Raw genomic sequence first — 24,366 nt, 5'->3', positions numbered from 1 at the left:
TTTACAAGAGACTAACAGCGTAATAGGACTAGTTTCCATAATATAGGGATATTATTCCTTTTTGTGGAAACTGAACGTCCATGTTGTCTCATCGCGCCATATGGGAAGCTCTCGATAGCCTTGCCGACCGACACAACCTGTCGGCATCGGGTCTTGCCAAGCTGGCAGGACTGGATGCAACAGCATTCAATCCCTCAAAGCGTGTCAGCAAGGATGGGCGCGAGCGCTGGCCGTCGACGGAATCTGTAGCCAAGGTGCTCGAAGCCACAAGCGAAACATTCGACACGCTGCTCTCGGGCGGTCTTTCCTACAACCAGAATGCCGGGACCGGACGCGCCGTACCGCTTCTGGGTTTCGCACAGGCCGGTTCGGGCGGCTATTTCGATGCTTCGGGCTTCCCGGCCGGACAGGGCTGGGACGAGGTCCGCTTTCCAGGGCTTGGCGATGGCACTGCCTATGCGCTCGAGGTCACCGGAGAATCCATGCAGCCGCTTTATCGTGACGGAGACTACATCATCGTCTCGCCGACCGAGCAGCTTCGGCGCGGCGATCGCGTCGTAGCGCGCACCCAGGAAGGCGAAGTGATGGCCAAGATCCTGCACCGGCGCACCGAAAAACAGATCGAGCTTCATTCGATTAACCCCGACCATCCGCCGCGTATTTTCAAGCCCGATGAAATCGACTGGATCGCCCGCATCTTGTGGGCCAGCCAGTAGTCAAGCGTCCGACTGGCGGCCGGACACTCTGTGGCATCGGCCGATTGTCGGCGTGCGATCCATTTGAAGGCCGTAACCGGTGATATCGATACGGTCCTCGTGGGCGGCAACTATGGAATATGAGGTTTGGTCGGGAGTTCGACCATGCGCCTGAAGCTGCCGAAGTGCTGGTTGCCGATGGCGGCGCGGTTATCGCCGTCGGACGCAGTCGCTATCCGGTTTATCGAGCTGATATTTATCATCATGAGGGCAGCGGCCCGGCTCAGCGCAATATCGCGCGGGTCGGCGAGATCGGCTTCAAAGCGGATGCAGAGATCGCGATAGCGATGCATCAGATCTGCTGCGCGCGGGTCAACATCGAATCGGGCCTGCATACGGGCGATAGTCGCTTGCAGCTCGGTGAGGCCCGGAGCGATCCCCATGATGGTTCAGCCTTGCGCGGCCAGTTGACCGTTCAGTGCCTTCTCGATCAGCTTTCGCGTGTTCTCGATGCCATACAGCGCGGCGAATGAGCCGAAACGAGGTCCGCGTTCCTGACCGATCAACACCTGGTAGAGCATCTGGAAGAAGGCACCTGAAACCCCTGGACCGCCATTGGGACCAAGACGCTTGTGGTCCTGATAACGCTCGATCTCTCGGGCGACATCGAGGGCAGCGTTCTGAATGGCTTCGCCGTCCGCATCGACGGGGAGGGTTGCCAGGGTCTCCGATAGATCCTCGAGCGCCTTGCGCTCGATATCGTCGGGCGCGCGATAGGATTTTTGAACAAAATCCTCGAAGTAGCTCATGGCGTAACCAACCAGCGCATCCAGATGAGGATGCGTTTGCGGTGTCACGCCCGGCGCATACGCCGAAATGTACCCCCACATGACCTCACGGCTTTCGGGGTTGGACGCCGTGGCAAGGTTGAGCAAGAGCGCAAAGCTGACCGGCATGTCGTATGCTGGGGGCTTTGTTGAGTGAATGTGAAATGTCGGGTTTTCCAGCAACTGTGCGGCATCTTCGCCCTGGGCCTTGGCGGCGAAAGTGTAATACTCGTCCACGGCCTTGGGGATGACATCGAAATAGAGACGCTTGGCTGTTCTTGGCTTCTGGAACATAAACAGAGACAGGCTTTCCGAGGAGGCATAGGTCAGCCATTCGTCAATGGTGATGCCGTTACCCTTGGACTTGGAAATCTTCTGGCCGTCTTCATCAAGAAAGAGTTCATAGACATAGTGCTCGGGCGGAGTGCCGCCCAAGATCGCGCAAATCTTGTCGTAGATAATTTGATTGGTCTGGTGATCCTTGCCAAACATTTCAAAATCGACGCCCAGCGCTGCCCAGCGCATTCCGAAATCGGGCTTCCATTGCAGCTTCACATTGCCACCGGTCACCGGAACAGTGACGTCGCGCCCATCTTCATCGGCAAAGGTGACGGTGCCGTCCTTGGCATTGACTTCCTTCATCGGAACGTAAAGCACACGCCCCGAAATTGGTGAAATGGGCAGAATGGGCGAATATGTGGCCTGACGCTCAGCACCGAGCGTGGGAAGCATGACACCCATGATATCGTCATAGCGCTCGAGAGCACGCAGCAGCATGGTGTCGAACTTGCCCGACTTGTAATAATCGGTCGCACTGGCAAACTCGTAGTCAAAGCCGAACGCATCCAGAAAGCGCCTCAGCATGGCGTTGTTGTGCTCACCAAAACTGGAAAATTCATTGGTCCAGGGATCGGGTACGGCGGTCAGCGGCATCTGGAGATAAGGTTCCAGCGCCTCCTTGGACGGCACGTTGTCGGGGATCTTGCGCATCCCGTCCATGTCGTCGGAAAAACAGATCAGCCGCGTCTTAATCGCATCGCCGGTCAATAACCGGAATGCCGTGCGCACCATGGTTGTGCGCATGACTTCGCCGAAGGTGCCGATATGGGGTTTCCCGGAGGGCCCGTAACCGGTCTCAAATATCACTTCGTCCTTGCCCAGCTTTTCGGCACGACGCACGACTTTTCGGGCTTCCTCGAACGGCCAGGCACGGGCGTTGGGTGCAGCGGCGATTGCCGAAGGATCGAGAGGGGGCAGGGTCTGGGACACGTTCGCCCATCCTTTTCTCAAACTGGGAAAATTCAAGCCGCGGTGTTGCACCAACCGCCCCCAAAGGTCAATGCCGACGACCACTGCCCCTTGCGCCCGCGCGCCGCACTTTCTAGATTTGGCTCCCCACCCAAAAGGCTTCAGGTGATTTCATGCAGTTTTCAGCAACCGACGCTCTCGTCCATGTGATGGTGATGGCCGCGGTGTCCGATAAGGACGTATCCGACCGCGAAATGGATCGGTTCGCAGCGCTTATCAGCCGATGGCCGGTGTTCGAAAATTTCGATATCGAGCGCCTTCCGGAAGTCGCCTCGAGTTGCGTTGACACGATCAACAAAGCGGGTCTGGACGCACTGCTCGACCAGATCGCGCAGACCCTAGAACCTCGACTTCAGGAGACCGCCTACGCTATTGCAGTCGAAATCGTTACTGTCGATCTCAAGCTCAATCAGGAAGAGCTGCGCATGCTCGAAATGATCCGCGATGCGTTCTCGATTGATCGTTTGACAACGGCGGCGATCGAAACATCGGCCCGCATCCGGCACCGCCGGCTCTAGCGCAATCGGGTCTCAGTAAAAGCTAACAGGGAACCAGCGCAGGTAAATCTCGTCGATCCGGCCTTCACGCTGCAAGCGGGTCAAAGCCCAGTTGATCGCAACCCGCACATTGTCGAGTCCGGCAGGGACTGCAACAGCCAACCCTGCCCCGAACAGATCGGGGCGGAAATAGGCGTCTCCGGCAAAAGCGCAGCAATCCGCATTCTCGTTGAGCCAGAAGGAGGCGCGCGCAGCGTCTCCAAAAAATGCATCTGCCTCGCCCGAGGCAACAGCTTCGAGCGCGTCGAATTCGCTGGCATAAGAGACGATCTCCGCGCGTTCAAGCATTCGCAACGCCAAATCCGCATGCGCAGACCCTTCGCGCGTTGCAATCGTTCCGGTCACCGAAAGTGGATCGAAGGCCGGTGTGATGGGCTTTTTCGTCACGAAGCGGGCCGGCAATTGCAGATAGATGCGCGAGAAGTCGAACCGCTCACCGGCATCGCCTGCGATATCGAGCCCGGCAATCAGTGCATCTCCCTGATTGTCGGCTAGCGCCTCCTGCACGCGGCTCCAAGGCCATGCCTGAATGGTGCAGCGCGCTTCCAAGCGCGCGCAAATGGCATCGGCCAAATCAATGTTGAAACCAGCTAGCCGCCCTGTGTCATCGGCATAATTGAAAGGCGGAAAATCGGCAGTTGTCAGAAACCGCAAGGCAGGAACGGCGATCGGATCGATCATGTCGTCGCGGGCGCTCGGATCGACATGAACGGGCAGGTTCTGCGCTGACGCGAAGCCGGTTCCATTTCCAAAAACGATTGCGGCAAGCAAGACCGCCCTGAGCGCTGAAATCGCCAATTTCAATGACCTATACAAATTTGATTATTTTAGTGGTCGACCGAAGAAACACTTGCTAATCTCCGGCTTGGGGGTGGGGCATATGAACGTTGTGCGTCGGTTTGACAATGTCGAACTTGCTCAGGCGTTGGCTGCGAAGCCGGGAGATGACCGTCATGTAGCTGATGCAATTTTTGATCGTGCTCATCGTATCGGTGCCGATCCCATAGAGGTTCTGGCAGCGCTGGACCAGACCGATCGTGAACGGCCCTACAGACAAGCTGCTGCTATACTCGGTGTTCCATACCGGACAGACATTACACCTTTCCTGCTGCCATTCGATGCCAATGTGAATGTCGATCGCTTCTCTGGAATGCGTTCTATCCGGGGACGGTTTGCGGGGAAAGAAACAGTGTTCCTCTCTCCGGGGTTTACCCATCTTGAAGGACTGGCCGCGCGCGTCAACGAAGATTCCAGCCTGCGTCGAAGGTTATGCATAGTTTCGCCGGCAACGCTCGATAGCGCTATTGCACAGATCAACCCCGAGCCGCTTGCGTCAAATGCCCTGCAGTGTCTGGCGCGCCGTTTTCCAATCGCCAGCGCCCATCTCGATCTCCCTATGAGCGTAAGGGTGGGTTTTGTGGCGGCTATAGCAGTGTGCACATTGCTTGCTGCCCTGCCCGTTTTCGACATCTTGTCGCCTTTGCTTGCGGTCTTCGCTCTGACACTGGCTGTGCCGTCGGCTTTTCGCATATGGGCGGCCTTCACCTTCAACGGCAATGAAGCGCTCAAACCCGAACGTCTTCTCGAGGACCAAGATCTCCCGGTCTACACTGTGCTCGTTCCCTTGCGTGACGAAGCCCATATGGTGCCTCAGATCACCCGGGCGCTCCAAGCGCTCGATTACCCACCGGAAAAACTGGACATCAAATTTGTTGTCGAGAATGCGAGTCCGATAACTGTGCGCGCAGCCCAATCGCAATTGGGCGACCTGCGTTTTTCGCTGATCGTGGTTCCCCGTTTTCGGCCCTTCACCAAACCCAAGGCGCTCAACTACGCGCTTCCACTGGCTCGTGGCGCGCACGTCGTTGTTTTCGACGCTGAAGACATCCCGGACCCCGGCCAGTTGCGCGCCGCAGCCAGTCTTTTTGCGCAGGATGAAACGCTTGAATGCCTGCAGGGCGAGCTTGTTATTTCCGAAAAATCGCGCGGCTGGATAGCCAACCTGTTTGCAGCTGAATACGCGGGACATTTCGGCGTGTTACTGCCGGCCATAGGTCGGGCGGGCTTTCCCGTACCCCTTGGGGGCACCTCGAATCACTTCCGGACTGAGACGTTGCGAAACATCGGGGCCTGGGATGCCTTCAACGTTACCGAGGATGCCGATCTTGGCATACGTATGGCCAGACTTGGCCTGCGCGTGGAAAGCCTTGCGACGGTAACGCTAGAGGAGGCCCCCGAGACGGCTTTGGTCTGGATCCGTCAGCGCTCGCGGTGGGTAAAGGGCTGGATGCAGACGCTGCTTGTCCATTCGGCACGCCCGACAAAATTACTGAGCGACCTGGGGTGGGCCAACCTCATGGCCTTTTACATATTCGTCGGCGGCATGGTGCTTTCCCAGTCGGTGCACGGGATATTTCTTGTCATCACGCTCGCCAGCCTGGTCCACGATCTAGTCGTGTTCGGTGGCACCAATATCTGGATGGTATTTAGCCTCTGCACCTTGCTCTTTGGATATGCTGGCGCGGTCGTCATCAGTCTCATCGGTCTTGAAAGGATCGATCGCAACAACATAGCTCCGTGGCTGTTTGCCCTCCCCGCCTATTGGATGATGGCGTGGTGCTCGGTGATGATCGCTGCTTATGAGCTGATTTTTCGCCCCTATCATTGGTCCAAGACGCGACACAAGGGTGGGCCCGTTCCAAATCAGTAGCCAGGTCGCGGTGTATGCAAACTGCACATAAGCAAACCTCCCAATAGCGGAGCTGCTCTCGCACCCTCACAATGAGTGAGTGCTGCAGGGAGCGATGCGGGTGAACAAGACCAAACCGGCCGACGCACCGGGTTTCAAAAAACAGGCGTCACCCAAAATGCATCACCGGGCCAATTTGCTGGCCGCAGCCGGAACCGTCGCTCTGGTCATTTCGCTTCTAGGGCCCGCGCTGGAGATCTTCAGGGGGTTCGCCCGGCTCGCAGGGAACTAGACAGCGAGCGACGCGCCCAAACTATCGCCGATTGGACGGTGCGGGCCAGCTTCCAGAGCGACGGCGTCTGCTTGATCTTTCGCTTGACCAACCGTGCGCCGCGCAACATCGGTGCACCAGCCTGACCAAGTACGGAAACCGGAAGCACGATATCGTACACTGAGTGGCGATGCGTCCAATCTGTTTTGTAGTCGAAGTCACCCAGCCCCATATCAAGGCTGGTTATCCCATCTGCACGCAGTTCATCGACCAACGCAGAAAGGGTAACACCCATAAGCGAATAGCGCGATGCGTCGCCATAGTCAGTCGAGTTTATGTATTGCGAGTAATGCGTTGGCCCGTAAGTGCCGACGCTCGTGGCCACGATGGCCTCTCCCGCATACAAAGCGTGTAAGCTCATTGCCGGCCTGGACTGTCCCAGCCCGTTCAGGGCTAACTGCCGAAACATTTGCTTGAACGTGGCGCGCTCGAAGATGTTTTCGACCCCCATCTGCACAAAACGCCGCCCCCGCTGGTCGAGAAAGACCTCTAGCATGGTGTCGACCTCGTCGGGTGTCTGGGCGCGATGTAGCCTGACTGTACCAAAGCCTTCATTGAGCCGACGCTGGGAGCGGCGGATATTGGTGCGCCGCTTGTGAGGCAAGGATTTTTCGATAAACGGCGCGTCACCCGGCTCAAGGGCGTTGAAGTAGAAATTGTCGGGCGAAGGATTGCCACCAAGCTCTGCTAGAGGATTTGCATGCTGGCCAACCTTGGCCGCTACACAATGAAAATTGACGATGTCGGCTGGAAGCAGCGCCAAATAAGCGCGCATCGCCTTGGACGTTAGAAGATGTCCATATTGCGGATCGAACACGGGCGCATCGCCGTTAGATATCTCCATTCCGATAAGTTGGGCGACCCGCAGACCGAATTTACGCGTGATCTCGAATGGAAACAGCGCAATGGGGCGATCGTGATCCATGATCGTCAAAATCGAGAACCGCGTGTGTTCTTTAAACCCAGCTTCGAGATAGGCCTTGATCCAATCAATATTCTGATAGGGGTTGTAGGCGCCGATATCCTGCAGATTGCGCCATACTGGTTCGGCCTTCGCGATTGAATCGTGAATGATTACCTGTGGTGACCGGTTTGTCGTCGCAAGATCGCCGATATCTGTTGCCGCTGTCATGGATTGGGCCGTCCGTTGCCTGGTATACGCGCTATTGTTGGCGCTGCGACCTTGTCGGCAAATTCTTGGGAAAGCCTGAACCGGCACACATCTTGTCCGGTTGAGTGCCGGGAAACCTGCGTAATGGTAAAGGGGCACTTATCATCAATGCGGAAAATGGCCCGGACACTTGGCCCGGACCATTGAACGGTCAGAGTACTTCGACCAATTCGACCTCGAACACCAGGTCCTTGCCCGCAAGCGGATGGTTTGCATCGACGGTGATTGCATCATCGGCGGTATCGACAACAGTAAGGACCATTGTCTGGCCATCATTGCCAGTCGCCTGAAGCCGGGCGCCAACAGACGTGTCTACGCCATCAGGAATCTGGGTACGCGGCACGCTCTGCACCCCTTCGGGGCGATGAGCGCCATAGGCTGCGTCGGCAGGAATGGTCACAGTTTCCTTGGCGCCGACATCCATGCCCTGAACCTGTTCATCCAAGCCCTTGATAATCTGGCCGGAGCCGAGCTGAAATTCGAGGGGATCGCGGCCATCTGAGGAATCGAACTGGGTGCCGTCAGTGAGCCGTCCAGTGTAATGGATGCGCACAGTATCCCCGTGCTTTGCCTGGGTCATGCTGTGTCCTTTTTCACTTGTGTTTGCTCAGGATCCGTCGCCGCGCGCGCTCAAGGCGGTCATAAAGACAGATCCGGCGAAGGTCCGCCGAGTATTTCCCGCGAACCGCTGCCCCAATGTAGGCATGAGGCACGAGATGTAAACCGCGTGGGCCACGATTGGCTCCATGCTGTTTATGGCCTCCAACTCCACGCCCCGGTTCCCAGGGCAGGTGCGGCCCGTTGCAGGTCCAGATGACTGCGTGAAAAGCTCAGTGGTGTACGAATGCCTGGCACGCCTTCAGGCGTGATCCTGAGTCCACGCTCGTCGACCTGGGGCTCTGAGAGCGCCTCTGCCACTGTGTTGATGGGTCCACAAGGAACCCCGACACTTTCCAACGCCGCGATCAGTTCGGCCTTGCGCTGTGTCGCTGTCGCCACCGCCAGCATACCGCAGACAATTTTGCGATTGGCTACGCGGTCGGCATTGGTCGCCGCCCGTGGGTCAACCGCCAGAGCCGGGATATTGAGCACAGAACACAAAGCGGCAAACTGCCTGTCATTGCCGCAGGCGACAATCAGGTGCCCATCGGAGACGGGAAACACCTGATAGGGAACGATGTTCGGGTGCGCGTTGCCCATCCGGGTCGGGCTGTTTCCCGAAACGAGGAAGTTCATTGCCTGATTGGCGAGAACCGCGACTCCCACGTCAAGGAGCGACAGATCGATATGCTGGCCCTTGCCCGAGCGCTCACGTTCGGCCAAGGCAGCCTGGACACCGATTACGCCATAAAGGCCGGTGAACACATCGATCCAGGCGACGCCGACCTTCTGTGGCTCACCCAAAGGATCACCGGTCAGATCCATGACACCGCTCATGCCCTGGATAAGAAAGTCGTAGCCGGGCTGGCGGGCTCTTGGGCCTGTCTGGCCGAACCCGGTGATCGAGACATAGACCAATCGCGGATTGAGTTTCGCCAGGCTCGAATAGTCAAGGCCATACCGATCAAGTCCACCAACCTTGAAGTTTTCGACAAGCACATCGGCATCGGCGATCAGCGCCTTGAGCTGTTCAAGGTCCGCTGCGTCATGAAAATCGCAGACTACCGAGCGCTTCGAGCGGTTCGTTGCATGGAAGTAGGCTGCGACCTTTTCGGTTCCGCCCCGACCATCATCGCGGTCGACAAAAGGCGGTCCCCAACGGCGTGTATCATCGCCTTCCGGGCTTTCGACTTTGACGACGTCAGCACCAAGATCGGCCAGTGTCTGGCCCAGCCAGGGGCCGGCTAGAATCCGTGCCAACTCCACCACCCGCAGTCCGGCCAGCGGCGTTTCGCCCAGCATCAGAAGAACGCCTGCAGTCCGGTTTGCGCCCGCCCTAGAATCAGCGCGTGAACATCATGGGTGCCCTCATAGGTATTGACCGTTTCAAGATTCTGGGCGTGCCGCATGACGTGATATTCTATCTGGATGCCATTGCCGCCGTGCATGTCGCGCGCCAGTCGGGCAACATCGAGCGCCTTGCCGCAATTGTTGCGCTTGACGATTGAAATCATTTCTGGCGCAAACCGCCCCTCATCCATGAGCCTGCCCACGCGCAAAGATGCCTGAAGACCGAGGGCAATCTCGGTCTGCATGTCGGCCAGCTTTTTCTGAAACAGCTGCGTTGCTGCCAGCGGCCGGTCAAACTGTTTGCGATCCAGGCCATATTGGCGTGCCCGGTGCCAGCAATCCTCGGCCGCCCCCATGACCCCCCAGGAGATGCCATAACGTGCACGGTTGAGACAGCCGAACGGCCCGCTCATGCCCTCGACATTGGGCAGCAGAGCATCCTCTCCAACTTCCACACCTTCAAGAACGATTTCTCCGGTGACCGATGCGCGCAAAGAGAGCTTGCCGCCAATCTTGGGCGCGGACAGCCCCTTCATGCCATTTTCAAGCACAAAGCCACGCACCTTGCCGCCATGTTCGACACTTTTCGCCCAAACTATGAAGACATTTGCGATCGGAGAATTGGATATCCAGGTCTTGGACCCATGCAAGCGGTAGCCGCCGTCGATCTTTTCGGCGCGGGTTTTCATGCCGCCCGGATCAGAGCCGGCATCGGGTTCGGTCAGCCCGAAACAGCCAATCCACTCGCCGCTCGCCAGCTTTGGAAGGTATTTTTTCTTTTGATCTTCAGAGCCATAGGCAAGGATCGGATACATGACCAAAGATGATTGCACGCTCATCATCGAGCGATATCCAGAATCGACACGTTCGACTTCTCGCGCAATCAAGCCGTAGGCGACATAAGACGCGCCCAGCCCACCATACTCCTCAGGCACCGTAGCACCCAAAAGTCCCGCCGCGCCGAAATCTGCGAAGATCGTCGGATCGACACGTTCATCGAGATAGTCATCGGCGACGCGCGGCGCCAGCTTATCGGCTGCAAAGGCAGCGGCGGATTGACCGATCATGCGCTCTTCCGAGGAAAGCTGCTCATCAAGAAGAAACGGATCCGACCAATTGAAGCTGTTGCGGTCTTGGCTTTCGGTCATGATTTCTCCACGGACATATCGATTTTGGGCATCATAACCATGGACTTTCGCCGGCGAAAATCCTATTTCGTCTTAAGTTGATGTATAAAGTGCATAGATAATGGGCCGCCAACGCCGCTATCTTCCTTCAATTGCCCAGCTCGCCGCATTCGAGGCCGTTCAAAGAACCGGCTCCACCACCGCGGCAGCCAAGGCCCTCGATCTCTCACAGGGCACGATTTCGCGCCTGGTTGCTTCGCTCGAAGCGCAATTGGGGCGTCCCCTGTTCCTGCGCCAAAACAAGCGGTTGCTGCCGACACCTGCGGGCATCGACTATGCACGTGACATTGCGGCAGCCCTCGATGCGATCGAGCGGGCTTCAATGCGAACAGCCGCCGACCTGGGAGGTGGCGCGTTGTCGCTTGCCGTTCTTCCCGCGTTCGGCACCCGTTGGCTCGCCCCACGACTTGGTGGATTTCTTGCAACCCATCCGGGCGTTACGATCAATCTCTCAACCCGCATCCGTCCCATCGATTTTGCAGCTGAACGATTCGATGCGATGATCTATTTTGGAGCAGGAGACGCCGTAGATGCCGGTCACATGCGTTTGTTTGACGAACGCGTAACAGCATGCGCGGCGCCGGGCCTGCTTGATCGGCAACCGATTTCGTCCCCCGATGAATTGGCCGGGCTACAGCTTTTTCAACTCGAAACCCGCCCATTGGCTTGGAACGCATGGTTCATGGGCCAGGGCACACAGGCCCTTCCCGTCTCAGGGATGATGTTCGACCAGTTTGCATTGATGATCGAGGCAGCCATTGCAGGGCTGGGGGTCGCACTCTTGCCTCACTACATAGCGCTGGGCGAGATTGCCGCCGACAGACTGCAGCCGGTGCTTGAGCCAGCTGTTGCCGGCACCGGATCATACTGGCTTGCCTGGCCGCCAGCCCGTGAAACCTACCGCCCTCTCATCGCTTTTCGTGACTGGTTGATGTCAGAAGCTCCGAGCGAGAGTTGATACGGCAGAGTTCCGCGTCTAGCCAAAAAATCCCGACAATGGCCCGACGACAAGGCCACGAACATAAGGGCCTATCCCGGCCAGGATTGCCAGTGCCAGGACGATACTGATCGGCATTCGAAACCGATGCACCGCGCTTGCGATCGATGGCCCCAGTCCCATCCAGAGGTGACCGGCGCTCAATGGCAGGATTGGAATCAAATTGATGATCACAAACGCCAGCGAGGCTCCCGCAGTCACTTCGAGAAGGCCAATGACCGTTACGCCAGCCGACCCTCCTCCCAGTACTGAATAGGCAAGCGGTCGCAACTGCCAGCAACACCACCCAAGCGCGATGGTGCCAAGCAGTGCCAGGGCAGTAACAAGGAGTGGACCGAATCGTTTTGCAATCATAACGCCGGGATCGAGCGTAACGGGACGCACCCAACCAAGCTGCGTCGCTATCATGACAAGCGCACCGATCGGGTCTGTTTGCGAAAACGGGTTCAAACCAAGCCGACCGTCATATTGCGGCCCGCGATCCCCCAGAAGCCGCGCCCCAAGCGCGAGAAAAACGCCATGAGCCGTCAGCACTACGATTGCTGCGAAAAGCTGATAGACAAGGCGCTGAAATGACAGATCGGGAAGAAAATTCACTTGCTGATTCCGTAGCTTGACTGTCACCGGCCCTTTGCTGACGGTCAATAAGAGACGGGTAACCATCGCAGCAAACATGAATGCAGATCAAGGTCTGGAAAAGTATCGAGAGCAGTGCGATACTCTCCCGGTCATGACAGGTCCGGATTGAACCGCCAGCCCAAGCTTGCTGTCAAATCCCACCATTTTTTTGCGGCAACGTCGTTTGCGAAGGACAGGAGCGTACTCCTGTCAGCGCTTCCATGACCGACGATACTATCAGGGAGAATAAAGTGACCGACACGGTGAACACCTACAGACGACAACAGGAGGCTCCCGGCTTCGGCCTGAAACTCCTGTTGTCGGGTACCACCCTTACGCTGGCTGCCCTTCTGGGTACTACAGCCTCAGCGCAGGACTACACGACTGCCGAACAGATTGCCCGCGGCGAAGCTGCGTATGCCCAGCAGTGCTCAAGCTGCCATGGCCAGGACATTGTGCAATCGCTCCAAGGCTATCCGGACGCCTCGCTGTTCTTCAATTTCATCTCTACGGCGATGCCAGCCAATGCGCCGGGCAGCCTGCCAGAGCAACAATATGCCGACATCGTGGCTTATCTCCTTTCGGAAAACGGCTACCCCGTAGGCACCGAGGAACTGCCGGCAGACCCCGAACTTCTTGCGCAAATCGACCCGCGCAGCATCGAAGCCGCGCCGGCTGACGATGCCCCCGCAGCAGCCGAGCCAGCCGCCGAGGCGACACCGGAAGCGACAGCGCCTGTCGCAGCCGAAGTTCCGCCGTCGGTGGTCACGTTGGTTTCCGACGCAGAGCGCGATTATACACCGGTCACCGACGAAATGCTGATCGATCCAGATCCGGCAGACTGGCTGCAGTGGCGCCGCACAGTGGACAATTGGGGCCACAGCCCACTCGATCAGATCAATCGCGATACTGTCGAAGATCTCGAAGTCGCCTGGAGCTGGGCTCTGGGCGAAGTCGGGCAACAGGAAGTCGTGCCGATCATCCATGATGGCATCATGTTCGTTGCCACCAACAACAACTATGTCGAGGCCCTAGACGCAGTGACCGGCGACCTTATCTGGTCGTATGCCCACAGCCGACCGGAGTTTGAAGGCGGCTATCACAACAACCAGGCGATGCGTCAGAAAAACTCTGTCGCGTTGTATGGTGACAACGTCATCGTAACCACTGTCGATGCCAAGCTCATTGCGCTGAACGCCCTGACCGGACAGGTCGAATGGGAAGTTCAGGTCAATGACTGGGAAAAGGGCTACAGCTTTACCGCCGGCCCCCTGATCGCCGATGGCAAGATCTTCACCGGAACTTCGGGTTGTTCGATCGTTGGCACCGTTGGCGGTTGCTACATCACAGCACATGATGCAACCAACGGCGAAGAGCTCTGGCGCTTCAATACTCTGGCCGATGACAGCAATCCTGCGTTCGAGGAAAGCTGGGGCGGCGTCCCTCAGGAAAACCGCTGGGGCGCAACCCCTTGGGCGACCGGGTCTTATGATCCCGAGTTGAACATGGTTTTCTACGGCACAGGCATGCCAATCCCGTACGCGGAAATTACCCGCGGCACAGGGGATAACGATGTTCTCTACACCAACTCCACTCTGGCCATTGATGCCGATACAGGCGAGCTGGTCTGGTACTTCCAGCACCTGCCGCGCGACAACTGGGATCTGGATTCCCCGTTCGAACGCATGATCATCGACGCTGAAGTCGATGGCGAAATGCGCAAGATGATCGTCACCACACCGGGCAAGAACGGCATCACGTTCGGGCTTGATGCGGCAACAGGCGAATTCATCTGGGCCACTGAAACGATCTATCAAAACGTCGTTTCCGATATCGACCAGGAGACCGGACGTGTTACCGCCAATGTCGATATCATCCCAACCGAGTTTGGTGAATCGATCACCTTCTGTCCGGCTATTCCGGGCGGTCGTCTCTGGCAGGCCACAGCCTACAGCCCCGATACGGGCCTGTTCTACCTCCCTGCGGCAAACACTTGCCAGACCAGCGCTCCGCGCGAATTCGGCGAAGCTGCACCCGGCACGTCAATGGGCTTCTTCCAGTCGTTCGGCACCAGCCTGGCTCCGGATGCAACCGGCGTCGGCGCACTGCATGCTCTTAACGCTGTCGACGGCGTCGACGGATTTGACGTGCAGCAGGGTCCGCGTTTCACCTCCTCGATCCTGGCAACCTCGGGTGGCCTGATCTTCGTCGGTGACGCTGACCGCTACATCAAGGCAATGAACGACGAGACCGGCGAAGTTGTATGGCAGCAGCGTCTGCAGGCACCGATCGGCGGCACACCTGTGACCTATGAGGTCGATGGCGTGCAGTATCTCGTTATCGCTGCCGGTCAGAGCAACCAGACCCATGCTGACCTGACACCGGGCCTTGCAGCGCCTCGTTTGGGCGGCAACTCGATCCACGTGTTCCGTCTGCCCTCACAGGACTGACGATCGCGTTGAATTGTTATGGGGCCCCGGGGAAACTGTTTTCCCGGGGCCCTGCTTTTGTTCCGCCAGACATAGCGCTGAGAGGTGAACCATGAATAATGTTGTAGCTACTGCCGTTTCGCGGTCTCGCCACTGGCCCAAAGCCGCCCTGGCATTTGCCTTGGGGCTCGCCAGTGCAGGTTCGGCAGCTGGACAGGTCAGCAACAATGTCGACCGCTCACTCCTCGAGTCCTGGCGGCTGACAACAGGTAACATCATCCGCTTCTGCCAATATGATGGCTCCCCGACGCAAGCATTCGACCGCGCACTGGCTGAAGCTGCTGCGCAACAATTGCTGGTCAATGCAGAGTTCACTGTGCTTGGTGCAAATTACGGTATCGGGGGCGAATATGCTGCCGAAGATCTCTTTGTCAGCCTCACCAATGATTGCGACGTCATGCTAGGCATGGGGCTGGCTGCAAACATGTACCCCGTCGAGTTCATTTCGACGCGTCCCTATGTTGGATTCAGTTATGTTTTGGCCGTTGCGGACGAAACAATCGATGGACTGGGTGACATTGAAGGCGGCAACAGGGTCGGCGCTCCAGTCGGCTCGTTCGGATTTGCCGCACTGAGCCGCTATATTGCGACCCTGCCCGCCGAGCAGCGCCTTGTTGCTCTGCCGTATGGTGAAACAGACCTGATGGTCACGCGCCTTCTTGATGGAACAATCTCAGGCATGGTGCTGTATGGCCCGACGCTGGCCAAGTTTGAGAATGAGAACCCAATCGCCGGAGACATTTTCATACGCCCGCTGGCAGATCAAATTGGCGCCAATATCGAAATCGGCGGCTTGCTCTTGTCGCGCAACGGCTATTTGCGGACACTGCTGGACGAGGCCATCACCGTTATGGTCGAAGATGGCACCGTTGCTGCGCTTCTGGCTGATACCGGCATGGACACCATCCCCACTCAGCCGGGTGGGCTCCAGTAGGTTATTCAATCACCAGCAAAGACCTTTGCCCCTGGCGGCCTCTCGCCGCCAGAGCCAGCGTTCTCTTTTGCACTAGCGCAAATTACCCCATGCATCGGCGGGCGCGGCCGCGGCTTCCGTCATAGAGCCTGCTACGGGTACCGTAGCTGTCAGCCCAAGTTGCTCGGCACCCAAAGCGCCGGATGCAGCAATGAGGGAATAGGCCGCGATGGTTCTTTGCGCCTGAGCCGATATCAACATTTCCTCGGCACCGGCGACCGAGGCCCTGGCGTTGAGCACATCGAGGGTCGTGGATTGGCCAAGCTCATTTTGTTCGATTGTCGCGTTCAGAGCGATGCGTCCGGCGGCAACCGCAGCCGTTGCCGCTTCGATCTGGGCGGTAGCCGCTTGCATTCCGGCCCAGCCCTGACGCACAGCTTCAACAATCTGGTCTCGCGTCGCCATCCCTTCGAGTTGAGACTGCATCTGGCCGATGTTTGCCTGCTCAACAGCCGGATCGCGTGTCGGGGTATAAATCGGCACGCTCAGGCGCAGCGAAATCGAAGCGCTCGGCTGCACAGTGCCGCCAGTCCAACCTCCGGCGCCTAGGCTCCCGCTCAGAGACAGGTTTGGGCCAAAATCAGCCAGCGTCTGCTCATAGCCAAACTGCGCAGCGCGCAGCTGCGCGGCTGTCGCCAGTAGCGCCGGGTGCGCTTGTATCGCCCTTGCCAAACCGTCCTCAAGGCTGGACGGCAGTAATGCTGCATACCCGTACTGCGCGTTGAGTGTCCCGGGTGCCTTGCCAACGTGGCGTTGATAATTGGATTCGGCAACACGCAGCGAATTGACGGCACCGGCTGCCGCGGCCCGGGAACTGGCCAGGGAAGCTTCCGCCTGGGACACATCGAGCTGTGTACCCTCACCAACCTCCAGCCGATCGCGAGCGGACTGCAGCTGCGCTGCAACAAAGCCCACAGTGTCCTGACGGATTGCTGCGACGCGCCGGTTGGTCAACACATCGACGTAAGCCTGAGCAACCGACAACAGCACGTTCTGTTCGGCATTTTTTGCCCCATACACAGCCGCGTCGTACTGAGCGACGGCAGCCGAAATTGCCGCATCGGAAGCATTGTTGTCGAACAACGTCTGATTATAGCCCAGCCCGATACTGTCGCTCGCGCTCCAATCATCGGTGAGGCCGCTCCAGGAGGCGCCCAATGTCGCCTCTGCAGCAATGCTGGGCAAGCGGGCGCCTTCGGCGGACCGAATGCCCTGCTGCGCAGAACGAACAGACAAGAACGCAGCGGCAATCTGCGGATTGTTCTCATACGCGTACGCCATGGCGTCAGAAAGGCTCTCTGCCCAAGCAGGTGTGGTCAGGGTCAATGCGCTCGCCAGCGCAAAACAGCGAATGAAGGATCGTTTTGCCATGGGGTCGGCCTCTTTGAACTGGAAGTGTAGAGCCTCCCCGCCTTGAGCGGCGAGGAGGCGTTTGGCGATCAATGGGTCGCTGTATGTCCGTGTTCGTCCGGCGCTCGCGGCAGGAAACGGCCGATCCATTTCCCAAAGCTTTCGACGTAGGTCAGCATCACGGGCACAACGAGCAAGGTCAGCAATGTCGAGCTGATCAGGCCACCGATTACCGCATGGGCCATCGGTGCGTTTGCCTCGCTACCTGGATGCAACGCCAGGGCGAGCGGCAACATGCCGAAAATCATTGCAAGCGTGGTCATGATGATGGGCCGAAACCGTGTGCTGCCTGCTTCGAGCAACGCTTCTTGGAGGCGCAGACCGGCTCTCACATGCTGATTGGTGTTATCGACAAGCAAGATGGCATTTTTCACCACAAGCCCCATCAACATGATGAACCCGATCATCGAGGTCATATTGAGCGTCGATCCACCGACCAGCAGGCCGCCCATCACGCCGATCAGCGAAAGTGGCAGAGCCGTCATGATGGCGATCGGTTGCAGGAAGCTGCCGAACTGGCTGGCCAGCACAAGATAGATAAACACAACTGCCAGAATCAACGCCGCTCCCATGCTCGAAGTCGTGTCGGCGAGCATTTCCGCATCGCCGCCCTGCGTCACAGTCACTCCATTTGGCAGATCCAGCCCGGCAATGGCCGCGTCAATATCAGCCACGACGTCCCCAAGAACCCTATCGGCAACATTGGCGCTCACAGTGATTTGGCGCGCAAGGCCTTCACGCTCGATTTCGCTCGGGCCGGTTGTCTGGTCGATACGTGCCACTTGCCCCAGAGGAACCGATATCGCAGTGTCGCCACCGGCGCGCTGCGCCACGGGTAGATCGGCCAGACTGTCGATGTCGGACCTCATGCCTTCGGGCAACCGAACCATCACGTCTATGCGGTCGCTGTTGTCATTGGTCCATTCGCTTGCCACTTCGCCGGCAATCATGACACGCATGGCACCGCCAACCTGCTGAGCGGAGATACCAAGATCGCTGGCAGCCTGTCTGTCCATGATGATATCGAGCATTGGCTGAGACTGCTGCGTACTCAGAGTTACATCGATAGTACCGGGCACCAAGGCAACGGCATCGGCCACCATCTGCGCGCCCTGAGCCATCCCTTCGATGTTGCCACCACTAATATTGAGCATGATCGGAGCCATGCCACTGGACATACCGCCACCTGCAGTCGCCGTTAGCTTGACCCCAGGGATGACAACAGTCTCTTGACGGATCTGTTCAACGATTTCGACATCCGAAAGCGCACGTTCACTTGGGTCGACAAGATTGACAGTGATTGCTGCGATATTCTCGCCGCTGGCCATTCCGGAATTGATGTTTGTATAGGTGCTTTCCACACCACCGATTTCACGCACGATGGCATCGATCTGACGCGCCTTTACCGCCGTGTAGTCCTGCGAAGAACCGACAGGCGTTTCCAACTCGACATTGACAAGGCTTGCGTCGCTGGCGGCCATGAATTCGGCGCCCACCAGAGGAAGAAGCGCAAAACTGGACGCAAAAATACCCAACGCCGCCAACAGCGTTGTCAGGCGATGGCGCAAACTCCAGCCGAGCATCTTTTTATAGCGACGACCGAGCGCTTCAAATCCGCGTTCGAACTTGGCAATCATCCGCCCGAATGGCCCACGTTTGGCATCGGGCTGGGCGTCAGGATCATACCAGACGCTCGACATCATGGGATCGAGGGTAAAACTGACAAAAAGCGAAATCAGGACGGCAACCGACACGGTAACGCCGAACTGAAGGAAGAACTGCCCGATAATACCGTCCATGAAAGCCAGCGGCAGAAAGACAGCGCAGATCGAAAGCGTCGTTGCCAACACTGCGAGCCCGATTTCGTTGGTACCGTCAAGCGCTGCCTGAAAGTGGCTCTTGCCCATGTGCAAATGTCGGGTGATGTTTTCACGCACCACGATCGCATCGTCGATAAGGATGCCGATCGACAGGGTGAGCGCCAGCATGGACATCATGTTAAGCGAGAAACCCAACATGGAGATAACCGCCAAAGTGCCCAGAATCGCGATTGGCAACGTCATGCCGGTGATGACCGTCGAGCGCCAGGAATTGAGAAACAAGAACACGATTGCTATGGCAAGCAGCGCGCCCTCGAGCAGAGTAGCCTCTAGTGTGTGATAATTGGATTCGATCTGTTCGGCGTTGTCTTGCAGCACCTCGATCCGGGCACCGCCAAGCACATTGCCTTCGTTGAGTTCTGCGACACGAGCATGAATCTCGTGAGCGATTTCGACGGTATTACCGCCATCCACCTTGGAAATATTAATGGCCAGCGCCTGATTTCCGTTCTGTAGCGCGACGCCGTCGAGCTCGGATTGCCCAAGCATGATGTCGGCGACATCACCCAACAAAATTGCCTGATCACCCTGACGCGCGACCACGATATCAGCGAAGTCTTCAACAGCGTCCAGTTCTGTATTGAGTTGAACCGTCTGGACGTTCAACCCGTTCACCACTGTGCCGGACGGTATGGTCATGTTGTCGTTTGCAAAGGCTGCGACAACTTCCGAAACACCAATTCCATAAGCGTTGAGCCGGTCCGGATCGATAAGAATATCCACCTGCTGCTCGACAGAGCCCACCACAGTTGCACTACCTACGCCGTCGACGTTGGTCATCGCCGGTGCCACGACGTCGTTGGCAAGGCGGGTCAGTTGTACCATTGACTGACCGCCACCGCTGAGCGCCAAGGAAATCATCGGACTAGCCGTAGGATCGAAGCGCAGCACCTGGGGCTGATCGGCGCCGTCGGGGAGCGTCACGGCTGCCAGCCGGTCGCGCACCTCCTGAGCCGCCTGCATGCTGTCGGATTCGAGCGTAAATTGCACAATCACCATTGAATGGCCCTGGCTCGACGTCGACCAGACCGTATCAATTCCGGCCAAGGTGTTGACCGCTTCCTCGATAACTTCCGAAATTTCTCTCTCAACTGCTTCCGGCGCAGCGCCGGTATAAGGCGTCAGAACGGCAACAACCGGGAATTCGATATCGGGAAACTGCTCGATCGACATGGAGCGAAAGGCGTTTATGCCGAACACGAGAATTGCGACCATGATCATGGTCGCAAAGACTGGATGTCGGACACTAATCTTGGTGAGAAACATACTTACAGGTCTCCCACGACAACAGTCTGACCAGCTTCAAGACCTGAAAGCGGCAGGGAAACGACGACATCGCCAGCGCCGATCCCTTCTGAAATCTCGACCATTCCGAGCCGACTCCAATAGCGCTCAACTCCGACCTGCTGGCGCACAAGCTCGCCATTGACAACAGCGAGCACGTAACGACCTTCATCGCTCCCCTGCAAAGCACCTTGGGGCACAGCGATGGTCGCCTCGGACAGCTCCGTCACGATTCGGCCTGATACAAACATGCCGCCGCGAAGCCGAGCATCAGGATTATCGAGCCCCAAGTGCACAACCACAGACCGCGTGCCCTGTTCAGCGATGGGATTGATGCGTTCGACCGTTGCTTCAAGATCGGGTCCATCCAACCCCTGGACCTGAAGGCTTGCCACTTGCCCTAATTCGATCACTGCCGATCGCGCCAGAGGCACCATTGCGTCAACAGTGAGCCTGCTCAGATCAACGAGTGAAACGACGGGAGCACCCTGCCCGACCACTTGTCCCGGCTCGACCATGCGGCCGGAAATGGTGCCCGAAAAGGGCGCGCGAATAACCGTGCGTTCGATATTGGTGTGAACCTGTTCCACCTGCGATTGCAGCGAAGCAATGCTGGCTTCAAGTCCATCCACTTCGGCAATCGCGCCATCGAGAGTTGCCTGGGGTGAAAGGCCGCGGTCTGCAAGAGAACGCGTTCGATCGAGCATCTGTCGCGCAGCATCAAGCTGAATTTGCGTTGAACTCAGTGTGGCTTGCTGCTGGCGTAATTGCAGTTCGAGATCTGTTGCATCGATTTCAACGAACACATCTCCCTGTTCAACCCTGTCTCCTGACTGAACGTGAACCTCGATGGCTATTCCGGCTACTTGAGCCGAGATATCGGCACGCCGGGCTGGGCGGACCGAACCGGTAAAAGCGATTACCGTTGAAAGGTCTTGTGGTGCGACCTCATAGACTTCGCTGCCATTAAGCATCATTGCGCGAGGTTCGGCCGTCACTGGCTCAGCGGAAACGTCCTGCGCTTGCGATTGCTCGAGAACGCCACTCAAGGCGAGGCCGCCCCCAGCAAGAAGGAGAAGCGCAATAGCTGCACCAGCCCAACGGCGACGCTTGGGCTTGATGGCATTCTGGGTAGCCGATTGAGTGTGCTCGTTCATAATCCAACACTGACGCGAGTAAAAACAGGCGGCATGAGTCGGCGAAGAGGATTGCAGCAACATTGCAAGTCTGAAACGAACTGCGCAATGTTGCCGCAACCCAACCCTGTCAGATCAACATGGGCAAGGATCCAAATGCATGCGCATTCTATTGGTCGAAGACGAAGACGAGATGGCCGAGCTCCTACGGTCGGCCCTGGTGCGTCATTCGATCATCGTTGACCATGCATCCAGCCTGGAAATCGCACTAGAAGCGTCACTGAGCCACAACCATGACGCCGTGCTGCTCGATCGAAAGTTGCCCGATGGGGACGGTCTCTCCCTTATCCCGCAACTGCGCAAACAAAGTCCGGCAATGCCGATCATAGTCCTCTCCGCTCTTGGCTCACTCGACAACAGGGTGACCGGACTCGATGAAGGTGCTGACGACTATCTGGCCAAACCCTTTTCTGTCGATGAGTTGATGGCACGCCTTCGTGCCGTTCTGCGCCGTCCAGCACAGATGCGATCGGAAACGCTGGCGCTTGGCGATCTGGTTTTTGAACCCGAACACAGCACGGTCCGCATCAAGGGCAAGCCGATAAATTTGCCAAGACGCGAGCTGCTCGCGCTTGAAGCGCTTATCACGCGAGCCGGACGTACAGTGTCTCGCGACACGCTTGAACAGGCAGTCTATGGCTTCGACGACGACATCGCTTCGAACGCACTGGATGCTCATCTATCACGCCTACGACGGAAACTTGTCGCGGCGCGGGTCGAGATCCATGCAATCCGTGGCATTGGCTATCTCTTGAGAGAAGTGTAATGATGTTTGATCGCTGGAATTCGCTGCAGGCGAGACTGACACGCAAGCTGGTGATATTTCAGGTTCTTGCGCTTTTCGCCTTTGCACTGATCGCATCGGTTCCAATTTCTCGTCTTGCATCGGGCGTCGTGCTGGACGACCGCGTGATCTCGGTCATCGCAGAAGCGGCAACGCTCGAAGATGGAGAGCTTGTTCTCAATGAGACCGATGGGCTGGCCCTGATCAAAGCGAGGTATCCGACCTTCTGGTACTACGTGCGATCGATTGACGGACAAACAGCGAGCGATGGCTCCATACCGCCAGATTTTCTTCCCGCCCTGAACAGTCTGGCCTACATTTCATTCGGAGAATTTGGCAGCGAAGCGTTTCCCGAACTGGCTTCACTGATCATACGTCAGTCAGATTCCGAAGTCGGACGCCTCCACATTGCCTCGGGCGGCGGGCCGCGCTTTAGCTGGCTCTCGTTCAGCCTCTTTTTCACCAACAAGTATTTTGTGTTGTTCTCGGCTGCGCTCTCGATGGTACTCATCGTCGCCATCCCGCTGACACTGCGCCGTGAATTGCGCGGCCTCGACAAGCTTGCAAAGGATGCGACCCGCATCGATGTCGATCAGCGCGGCATGCGCCTGTCGATTGAGGACGTGCCTCTGGAAATGCAACCGCTGGTCTCCGCCTTCAATGATGCCTTAGTTCGGCTCGACGATGGGATCGAAAGACGACATCGATTCATGGCGGATGCGGCGCATGAATTGCGCACACCAATTGCGATATTGCAGACACGTGTCGATTTGCTGACACCGTCTGCCGAACGGACGCAGCTGATGCTGGACGTCGCGCGGCTTTCCAACCTGGCTGACCAACTGCTCGACTTGCAACGGATCGATGTGGGCCACACCCGGTTTGAACCAATCGATCTCGTCAAACTCGGCGCCGATGCGACCGCGGACATGGCGCCTCTTGTCATCGCATCCGAAGATGAGATCGCGTTCGATACCGACACTGGTTCGGTCATCGTGCTCGGTGACAGAGCTGCACTGACGCGCGCGGTCACCAACCTCATTCAGAATGCCATTGCACACGCCGGCAAATCGACCAAGATCAATGTGCTCGTCAAAAGCGATGGCACGCTGAGCGTCAACGATAACGGCGAGGGCATAGACCTCGGACAGCGGGCGAAGATTTTCGAGCCATTTTACCGTATCAAGCCCGGCAGCCGCGGCGCTGGGCTCGGGCTAAATCTCGTTCAACAAATCGTTTTGAGGCACAAAGGTACGGTAAAGGTCGATCAATCGCCACAGGGCGGCGCGGGCTTTACGATTTCTCTGCCGCTTGCGAAGACCTAGACCACCGCAGCGACGCGGCCATAGCGCACGAAAAAGCCGGGTTCCGAAGAACCCGGCTAAGAACGCCAATACCGATCGATTAGATCAGGCCGGCGCGCTGGCAGTCGTTGAGCGTAATCGTCTTGAGCGAGATGCCCGAGGCGACCGACTGAGCGTGGCGCGGAGCGTGGTCGAAACGATCCGATGCACTCATCGAATCGAGGTCTTCGCAATAGCTGACAACATAGGGCAAGCCATCGGTCGGCACTGCGACACCACCGACGGTGGCCTGGGCAAAGGCCGCCGTGGGAACAGCAAAAAGCGTGAGGGCGGCAACGAGCGTTGTAGTTTTTTTGAACATTTTTTGGAGTCTCCATTTATTTTTACCGCAGCCCATCGGGCTGTGATCAGGTGACCCTATGCGGCTCACATTGCCCCAACATTGCGTCTGAACCCAACCAACGCGATTGAACACCCGAATTCAAGCTGACAGTCTTTATCGACAGCCGCGCCCGAGCAGCGCGATGCATGGGACCAGGCCGGCAGCAATCATGATCAGAAATTTGGAGGCACACCGGGCGGAAAAATGGAGCGGGTGAAGGGAATCGAACCCTCGTCGTAAGCTTGGGAAGCTTCTGCTCTACCATTGAGCTACACCCGCGCGATCCACGCTGGATTGAGTGACTTTTTGCTGCAAATCGCGACGAGCGTCAAGT

General features: G+C 57.6%; 20 protein-coding genes and 1 tRNA gene. 8 read left to right on the top strand and 13 right to left on the bottom strand.

Annotation, left to right across the window (positions count from 1 at the left end; translation table 11 throughout):
• Positions 1 to 80 precede the first annotated feature (80 nt).
• The gene (locus tag ACN0TA_RS03410; RefSeq protein ID WP_417579823.1) at positions 81 to 716 is read left to right on the top strand and encodes a S24 family peptidase; all 636 of its coding nucleotides are present in this window, start codon (positions 81 to 83) and stop codon (positions 714 to 716) included.
• Positions 717 to 826: 110 nt separating this feature from the next.
• Here the strand turns inward: ACN0TA_RS03410 and ACN0TA_RS03405 are convergent, their stop codons facing one another.
• Both ACN0TA_RS03405 and ACN0TA_RS03400 read right to left on the bottom strand, forming a co-directional pair.
• Entirely contained in the window at positions 827 to 1,138 is a 312-nt protein-coding gene (locus ACN0TA_RS03405; protein WP_417579821.1) for a hypothetical protein, read from the bottom strand.
• A 6-nt stretch (positions 1,139 to 1,144) separates the two neighbouring features.
• Positions 1,145 to 2,791 (bottom strand): lysine--tRNA ligase, encoded by a 1,647-nt coding sequence (locus tag ACN0TA_RS03400; protein WP_417579819.1) that lies wholly within the window; start codon positions 2,789 to 2,791, stop codon positions 1,145 to 1,147.
• 152 nt (positions 2,792 to 2,943) lie between these two features.
• Here ACN0TA_RS03400 and ACN0TA_RS03395 point away from each other — a divergent pair, with 152 nt between their 5' ends.
• Complete coding sequence (locus ACN0TA_RS03395) at positions 2,944 to 3,348, top strand: tellurite resistance TerB family protein (RefSeq protein ID WP_417579817.1); 405 nt, start codon at positions 2,944 to 2,946, stop codon at positions 3,346 to 3,348.
• Between the two features lie 12 nt (positions 3,349 to 3,360).
• Here ACN0TA_RS03395 and ACN0TA_RS03390 read toward each other — a convergent pair whose 3' ends face one another.
• Positions 3,361 to 4,185 carry a transporter substrate-binding domain-containing protein gene (locus tag ACN0TA_RS03390; protein ID WP_417579815.1) on the bottom strand — a complete coding sequence of 275 codons (825 nt, stop codon included), beginning with the start codon at positions 4,183 to 4,185 and terminating at the stop codon, positions 3,361 to 3,363.
• Positions 4,186 to 4,267: 82 nt separating this feature from the next.
• Between ACN0TA_RS03390 and ACN0TA_RS03385 the strand changes: the two genes are divergently transcribed.
• Entirely contained in the window at positions 4,268 to 6,097 is a 1,830-nt protein-coding gene (locus ACN0TA_RS03385) for a glycosyltransferase (protein ID WP_417579813.1), read from the top strand.
• Positions 6,098 to 6,336: 239 nt separating this feature from the next.
• On the opposite strand, the gene ACN0TA_RS03380 is transcribed toward ACN0TA_RS03385, so the two are convergent.
• From ACN0TA_RS03380 to ACN0TA_RS03365, 4 genes are all read right to left on the bottom strand, one after another.
• Complete coding sequence (locus ACN0TA_RS03380; RefSeq protein ID WP_417579811.1) at positions 6,337 to 7,539, bottom strand: GNAT family N-acetyltransferase; 1,203 nt, start codon at positions 7,537 to 7,539, stop codon at positions 6,337 to 6,339.
• A 190-nt stretch (positions 7,540 to 7,729) separates the two neighbouring features.
• Positions 7,730 to 8,158: an FKBP-type peptidyl-prolyl cis-trans isomerase gene (locus tag ACN0TA_RS03375; protein ID WP_417579809.1), complete on the bottom strand. Its 429-nt coding sequence runs from the start codon at positions 8,156 to 8,158 to the stop codon at positions 7,730 to 7,732.
• A gap of 173 nt (positions 8,159 to 8,331) precedes the next feature.
• The gene (locus tag ACN0TA_RS03370) at positions 8,332 to 9,480 is read right to left on the bottom strand and encodes a CaiB/BaiF CoA transferase family protein (protein WP_417579807.1); all 1,149 of its coding nucleotides are present in this window, start codon (positions 9,478 to 9,480) and stop codon (positions 8,332 to 8,334) included.
• Positions 9,480 to 10,676 carry an acyl-CoA dehydrogenase gene (locus tag ACN0TA_RS03365; protein ID WP_417579805.1) on the bottom strand — a complete coding sequence of 399 codons (1,197 nt, stop codon included), beginning with the start codon at positions 10,674 to 10,676 and terminating at the stop codon, positions 9,480 to 9,482. The genes ACN0TA_RS03370 and ACN0TA_RS03365 overlap by 1 nt, the downstream gene beginning before the upstream one ends.
• A 100-nt stretch (positions 10,677 to 10,776) precedes the next feature.
• Between ACN0TA_RS03365 and ACN0TA_RS03360 the strand changes: the two genes are divergently transcribed.
• Positions 10,777 to 11,673 (top strand): LysR family transcriptional regulator, encoded by an 897-nt coding sequence (locus tag ACN0TA_RS03360; protein ID WP_417579803.1) that lies wholly within the window; start codon positions 10,777 to 10,779, stop codon positions 11,671 to 11,673.
• Positions 11,674 to 11,691: 18 nt separating this feature from the next.
• On the opposite strand, the gene ACN0TA_RS03355 is transcribed toward ACN0TA_RS03360, so the two are convergent.
• Positions 11,692 to 12,309, bottom strand: a complete 618-nt coding sequence (locus ACN0TA_RS03355; protein ID WP_417579800.1) for a hypothetical protein — start codon at positions 12,307 to 12,309, stop codon at positions 11,692 to 11,694.
• 272 nt (positions 12,310 to 12,581) lie between these two features.
• On the opposite strand from ACN0TA_RS03355, the gene ACN0TA_RS03350 reads away from it, so the two are divergent.
• Both ACN0TA_RS03350 and ACN0TA_RS03345 read left to right on the top strand, forming a co-directional pair.
• Positions 12,582 to 14,780 carry a PQQ-binding-like beta-propeller repeat protein gene (locus tag ACN0TA_RS03350; RefSeq protein ID WP_417579798.1) on the top strand — a complete coding sequence of 733 codons (2,199 nt, stop codon included), beginning with the start codon at positions 12,582 to 12,584 and terminating at the stop codon, positions 14,778 to 14,780.
• Positions 14,781 to 14,871: 91 nt separating this feature from the next.
• Positions 14,872 to 15,753, top strand: coding sequence for a hypothetical protein (locus ACN0TA_RS03345; protein ID WP_417579796.1), 882 nt, complete (start codon positions 14,872 to 14,874; stop codon positions 15,751 to 15,753).
• 72 nt (positions 15,754 to 15,825) lie between these two features.
• On the opposite strand, the gene ACN0TA_RS03340 is transcribed toward ACN0TA_RS03345, so the two are convergent.
• The 3 genes from ACN0TA_RS03340 to ACN0TA_RS03330 form a co-directional block, all read right to left on the bottom strand.
• Entirely contained in the window at positions 15,826 to 17,163 is a 1,338-nt protein-coding gene (locus tag ACN0TA_RS03340; protein ID WP_417579794.1) for a TolC family protein, read from the bottom strand.
• Positions 17,164 to 17,231: 68 nt separating this feature from the next.
• Positions 17,232 to 20,348: an efflux RND transporter permease subunit gene (locus tag ACN0TA_RS03335; protein WP_417579792.1), complete on the bottom strand. Its 3,117-nt coding sequence runs from the start codon at positions 20,346 to 20,348 to the stop codon at positions 17,232 to 17,234.
• A gap of 2 nt (positions 20,349 to 20,350) precedes the next feature.
• Entirely contained in the window at positions 20,351 to 21,523 is a 1,173-nt protein-coding gene (locus ACN0TA_RS03330) for an efflux RND transporter periplasmic adaptor subunit (protein WP_417579790.1), read from the bottom strand.
• A gap of 139 nt (positions 21,524 to 21,662) precedes the next feature.
• On the opposite strand from ACN0TA_RS03330, the gene ACN0TA_RS03325 reads away from it, so the two are divergent.
• Positions 21,663 to 22,328: a response regulator transcription factor gene (locus tag ACN0TA_RS03325; protein ID WP_417579788.1), complete on the top strand. Its 666-nt coding sequence runs from the start codon at positions 21,663 to 21,665 to the stop codon at positions 22,326 to 22,328.
• The gene (locus ACN0TA_RS03320) at positions 22,328 to 23,671 is read left to right on the top strand and encodes a sensor histidine kinase (RefSeq protein ID WP_417579785.1); all 1,344 of its coding nucleotides are present in this window, start codon (positions 22,328 to 22,330) and stop codon (positions 23,669 to 23,671) included. The genes ACN0TA_RS03325 and ACN0TA_RS03320 overlap by 1 nt, the downstream gene beginning before the upstream one ends.
• A gap of 79 nt (positions 23,672 to 23,750) precedes the next feature.
• Here ACN0TA_RS03320 and ACN0TA_RS03315 read toward each other — a convergent pair whose 3' ends face one another.
• Together ACN0TA_RS03315 and ACN0TA_RS03310 are read right to left on the bottom strand one after the other, a co-directional pair.
• Positions 23,751 to 24,011 carry a hypothetical protein gene (locus tag ACN0TA_RS03315; protein ID WP_417579783.1) on the bottom strand — a complete coding sequence of 87 codons (261 nt, stop codon included), beginning with the start codon at positions 24,009 to 24,011 and terminating at the stop codon, positions 23,751 to 23,753.
• A gap of 226 nt (positions 24,012 to 24,237) precedes the next feature.
• A tRNA-Gly gene (locus ACN0TA_RS03310) sits at positions 24,238 to 24,311 on the bottom strand.
• Positions 24,312 to 24,366 lie beyond the last annotated feature (55 nt).

The sequence above is a fragment of the Pelagibacterium sp. genome (genome assembly GCF_048264985.1).
GTDB lineage: Bacteria > Pseudomonadota > Alphaproteobacteria > Rhizobiales > Devosiaceae > Pelagibacterium.
Note: the sequence above shows the minus strand (reverse complement) of the source record. Positions and strands in the feature narration are given on the sequence as shown.